We start from the raw sequence: 3,556 nt of genomic DNA, 5'->3' as shown, positions 1-3,556 counted from the left end.
ATCCTGACGCGCCCTTGCCCGAAATCCCCGAGACCAATGCCTCGAAGAGTGGCCGCGAGCGCGTCATCGAACTGGCACGCGAGGAGAACCTGACCGTCAGGCAGCTTGCGCAAAGGCTGGGCGGCTATTCCGGCCTTGCTTTTGTCGGCACGCCTGAAACAATCGCCGACGAGATGGAGGAATGGCTGATCGGCGAGGGTTCCGACGGGTTCAACGTCATGTTTCCATACCTGCCCGCCGGGCTCGATGATTTTGCCGAGAAGGTGGTGCCGGAATTGCAACGGCGAGGGATCTTCAGGCGGCAATATGAAGGGTCGACACTGCGCGAGAATCTCGGCCTGAAGCGTCCGCCCAACCGGTTTTTCGAGTAGAGCCTTCTTCGCAGGGAGATTTTCGATGTCGATCCAGTCCAACACCCGCATCGTGCTCGCGGCGCGGCCACAAGGCCGGCCGAAGCCGGATGATTTCCGCATCGAGACGGTTGATGTCGTCCAGCCGGGAGAGGGCGAACTGCTGCTGCAGATCCTCTATCTGTCGCTCGATCCCTATATGCGCGGGCGCATGAACGCTACGAAATCCTATGCCAGGCCCGTCGATGTCGACGGCGTGATGGAAGGCGGTACCGTTGCGCGCGTCGTGATCTCTCGCCACCCGGAATTTACCGAAGGGGATATCGTGTTGTCCCATTCCGGCTGGCAGAGTTTTGCCTTGTCCGACGGTGTGGGGCTGCGCAAGCTGGATCCCGCTGCGGCACCCATCACTACGGCGCTTGGCGTGCTCGGCATGCCGGGCTTCACGGCCTATGCCGGTCTGCTCACCATCGGGCAGCCGAAGCCTGGCGAGACGGTCGTCGTGGCGGCCGCCAGCGGCGCGGTCGGGTCGGCCGTTGGCCAGATCGCGCGCATCAAGGGCGCGCGTGCCGTCGGCATTGCCGGCGGTGCCGACAAGTGCGCCTTCGTGCGAGACGAACTCGGCTTCGATGCGGTCGTCGATCACCGTGCCGATGATTTTGCCGAGCAATTGAAGGCAGCCTGCCCCGGTGGCATCGACATCTATTTCGAGAATGTCGGTGGTCCTGTCTGGGACGCGGTGTTTCCGCTGCTGAACGAATTTGCGCGTGTGCCGGTCTGCGGGCTGATCGCGCAGTACAACGTCATCGCGGATGCCGGCGTCGACCGGTTGCCGGTATTGATGCAGCAAGTGCTGTACCGCAGCCTGACGATCAGGGGGTTTATCCAGCGTGAATTTGTCGACCAGCGCCCGGCCTTCTATCGTGAGATGGCCGAATGGATATCGTCCGGCCGCGTCCGCTACAGGGAAGATATCGTCGATGGCATCGAAAATGCACCACAGGCCTTTCTCGGCCTTCTCGATGGCAAGAATTTCGGCAAGCTGATCGTGCGTATCGCGGAATAAATGCCGCGCAACGATCAGGCGGGGCTGCTTGGGTAATTTCTGCCGCAGCCGTGGCCGCGGGGCGTGATTGCCAGCAGCCGCCGATCAGCCGGTTGCCCCGGCTGCCGATGACGCTGAGCGGCGAGAAACGCAACTTGCCGATCTGGGCGATGGTCGCGGCGTCGCGCTCGCGCAGGCTTGGATTGCTCACGGCACGGTTTCTGTCTCGAGTGCCGGCAGTGCCGCCGCCAGCCGGTCCGCCCATTCCTCGATGCCGGACCGTGTCGACAAAAGATCCTGCCGGATCTCGACGAGGACGGCGGCGATGCCGCGATCGTCGCCATGAATGGGCACGGCGTAGTCGGCGTCGCGGCTGATCACATAGGGCACGTTGGCCGCGACATTGAGCGCCGCATCGGTGCGCAGGCCCGAAAGGATCGCTTCGGCGAGACCTCTTGCTTGGTCATGCAGCACGCCGGCATGCCAGGGCCTGCTGACGCCGAGGAAGACCGGCGTGAAAGAATGGATCGTCACGATCCGCGTCTGCCGGCCTGCTTGTGCCCGGCGGTCGAGATAAGCGGTCACCCGGTCATGGAACGGCGAAAAGATGATCTCGGCGCGCCGGGTCCGCTCCGCCGCATCGATGCCGACATTCCCGGGAATGTCGGTGTCTTCCGACAGTACCGGAATGCTGCCTGGCGTGCCCAGTGGCCGGTTGAGGTCGATCAGCAGCCGCGAATAGCCGCTGAGGAAGGCCGGAGCATCGAGCTTCGACGACAGCAGGCGGGTCACTTCGGCGGCGCCGATATCCCAGGCGATGTGGCGCTGCAGATGGTGGGCATCGAGGCCAAGCTGTCGATACTCGACCGGCATGTGGTTGGACGCATGCTCGCACAACAGCACGATATCGGAACGGCCGTGCTCGTTGAGGGCCTCGACGGCCTCGGGCCAATCTTTTTTTGTCACTGCGGTCATCAATAGAGCGCCCGGTAGAGATCGCAGATGGAGGCCGGATCGAGACCGGCAAGACGCTCGGCTTCATGTCGCTTGAGGCCGACGAAGGTTTCGATGAAGACGGGCGCGAACCATCCCGTCACGGTGCCGTCGGCCAGCAGCGCGTCCAGTGCCGCGGGCAGGGTTTCGGGCAGGCGCACCAGACCAAGACTTGCCCGCTCCGCCTCGCTCATCAGTGTCGGGTCGCCGGTGACCAAAGGTGGCGACGGCAGGCCCGCCTTCAGCCCTTCCAGCCCGGCGCGGATGATCGCCGCCAGCGACAGATAGGGATTGCCGGTGGCGTCGGCGGCCCGGTATTCGATGTTGTATTGCCGCGCCGGATCCCGTCCGCCGATCGTCACCGTCGGGCAGATGCGCAGCGACGCCTCGCGGTCGCGGTCGGCAAGCCAGGTGTAGGAAGAACTCCAGCTGTGCGGCTTCAGCCGGTAGAAGGACGACACGCTCGACGCCGTCATGGCGGTCATCCCAGGCAGATGGCGCAGCACGCCGGCACAGAAGGCGCCCGCTTTGGCGGAAAGGCCGCCCGCCAGTGCCGGATCGTAAGTCATCGGCTTGCCGGCCTCGTCGACGAAGCTGAAATGGATGTGGACGCCGTTGCCAACGGCGGTTGGCGCTGTCTTGGGGGCGAAGCTCGCACGCCAGCCGGCATTGCGCGCCAACTCGCGCGTGATTTCGCGGATGGCGACGGCGCGGTCGGCCGCCGTCAGCGCGTCCGCCGGCTCGTGCGTCACCTCGAACTGCTCGTCGCCGAATTCGGCGATGACCACCTCGGGCACGACGCCGGCTTCCTCGAGCGCGGCCATCAGATTCGGCGCGAAAGGATCGGCGCGGCGCAGTGCGGCGAAAGACATTGAATGCGCCTGTGCGAAGCCGCCGTCGGCGACGTTGAATTCATGCTCGAAGGCGGCGATGACCGACAGGCCGGTTGCGGCTTTCAAATCGGCCAGCGCGTCTTTGAGCATCGTGCGGGTGCAGCCGAGCCATGGGCTGCCGTCGAGCTCGACGATGTCGCCGGCGACCATATCGAATGGCGTTGCCGATCCGGTGCGTGTCGTGCGAAAGCGCGCTTCGAGATCGGGGATCAGCCGCAGGTCGCCCGACGAGCCCCAGGGGTTGGGATCGACGATCGAGTTGAACGGTGTCAGCG

At 64.6% G+C, this 3,556-nt stretch carries 3 protein-coding genes and 1 pseudogene; 2 read left to right on the top strand and 2 right to left on the bottom strand.

Features of this window, described 5'->3' with window-relative positions; genetic code table 11:
• Both EN925_RS28215 and EN925_RS28210 read left to right on the top strand, forming a co-directional pair.
• Positions 1–371 (top strand): annotated as a pseudogene (locus EN925_RS28215) (LLM class flavin-dependent oxidoreductase); the annotation flags it as partial.
• A gap of 25 nt (positions 372–396) precedes the next feature.
• The gene (locus EN925_RS28210; RefSeq protein ID WP_127368897.1) at positions 397–1,416 is read left to right on the top strand and encodes an NADP-dependent oxidoreductase; all 1,020 of its coding nucleotides are present in this window, start codon (positions 397–399) and stop codon (positions 1,414–1,416) included.
• A 186-nt stretch (positions 1,417–1,602) separates the two neighbouring features.
• On the opposite strand, the gene EN925_RS28205 is transcribed toward EN925_RS28210, so the two are convergent.
• A complete protein-coding gene (locus EN925_RS28205; protein ID WP_024502302.1) occupies positions 1,603–2,370 on the bottom strand; it encodes an N-formylglutamate amidohydrolase in 768 nt (255 codons plus the stop codon).
• The coding region (locus tag EN925_RS28200) for a glutamine synthetase family protein (RefSeq protein WP_164894438.1) at positions 2,370–3,556 on the bottom strand (1,187 nt) is incomplete at its 5' end. The genes EN925_RS28200 and EN925_RS28205, both read right to left, overlap by 1 nt.

The organism is Mesorhizobium sp. M7A.F.Ca.US.006.04.2.1, from assembly GCF_004022915.1.
GTDB lineage: Bacteria > Pseudomonadota > Alphaproteobacteria > Rhizobiales > Rhizobiaceae > Mesorhizobium > Mesorhizobium ciceri.
The sequence above is the reverse complement of the archived record's forward strand: the minus strand, read 5'-3'. Positions and strand labels throughout refer to the sequence as shown.

What these genes read in the sequence shown, in the direction of transcription:
- EN925_RS28210 (WP_127368897.1), top strand. Translation starts at nt 397, where the DNA reads ATGTCGATCCAGTCCAACACCCGCATCGTGCTCGCGGCGCGGCCACAA.
- EN925_RS28205 (WP_024502302.1), bottom strand. Translation starts at nt 2,370, where the DNA reads ATGACCGCAGTGACAAAAAAAGATTGGCCCGAGGCCGTCGAGGCCCTC.